The organism is Luteimonas lutimaris (assembly GCF_039537065.1).
In the GTDB taxonomy this organism is placed as follows: Bacteria; Pseudomonadota; Gammaproteobacteria; order Xanthomonadales; family Xanthomonadaceae; genus Luteimonas; species Luteimonas lutimaris.
Genome location: NZ_BAAAZU010000042.1, coordinates 1 through 885 on the forward strand (window position 1 = coordinate 1; position 885 = coordinate 885).

At 65.2% G+C, this 885-nt stretch carries 1 protein-coding gene; it reads right to left on the reverse strand.

Annotated features, from left to right (window positions below):
* Nucleotides 1-885 (reverse strand): IS256 family transposase (locus ABD679_RS15580; protein ID WP_344760943.1); only part of this gene is annotated, 885 nt, incomplete at both ends.

Below are 885 nucleotides of genomic sequence, written 5' to 3' on the forward strand. Positions count from 1 at the left end.
GGCTTCTTCGAGCGTGGCGCTGGTGTAGATGCGCTTGAGGTCGGCCGCCACCTCGGCTCGCCGCTTCCAGCTGACGTAGTTCAGGCTGTGCCGCACCATGTGCACGATGCATAACTGCACGGTCGTGGCCGGGAACACCGCCTCGATCGCCTCCGGGAAGCCCTTCAGGCCGTCCACGCAGGCGATGAAGATGTCCTGCACCCCGCGATTCTTCAGCTCGGTCACCACCTGCAGCCAGAACTTGGCGCCTTCGTTCTGCGACAGCCACAGGCCCAGCACTTCCTTCTCGCCGGCCAGGGTGATGCCGATGGCCAGATACACCGCCTTGGCCCGTACCGCGCCATCGCGCACTTTCACATGGATGCAGTCCAGGTAGACGATCGGATAGACCTGATCCAGCGGTCGGGCCTGCCAGCACTTGACCTCGTCGACGACCGCATCGGTCACGTTCGAGATCAGGCTGGGCGAGACCTCGGCCCCGTACATCTCCTGCAGGTGCGCCTGGATCTCGCGCACCGTCATCCCGCGGGCATACAGCGACAGCACCTTCTCGTCGAAGCCGGTCCAGCGCGTCTGGTGCTTGGGCACGATCTGCGGCTCGAAGCTGCCCTCGCGGTCGCGCGGCACCTCGATCGGCAGTGCGCCGAACTCGCCCTTGAGCGTCTTGCGGCTGTGGCCGTTGCGGGTGTTGCCGTTGGCGTTGGCCACCGGGGCGTGGCGTTCATGGCCCAGGTGCGTGGTCATCTCCGCGTCCAGCGCCCGCTCAACCAGCCGCTTGGTCAACTGCTTCAGCAGGCCGTTCTCGCCAATCAGGTCTTCGGGCTTCTGGTAGTTGGCCAGCAGCTCATCCAGTAGCGCATCGGGAACCTCGTGTTTGCGTGTGCT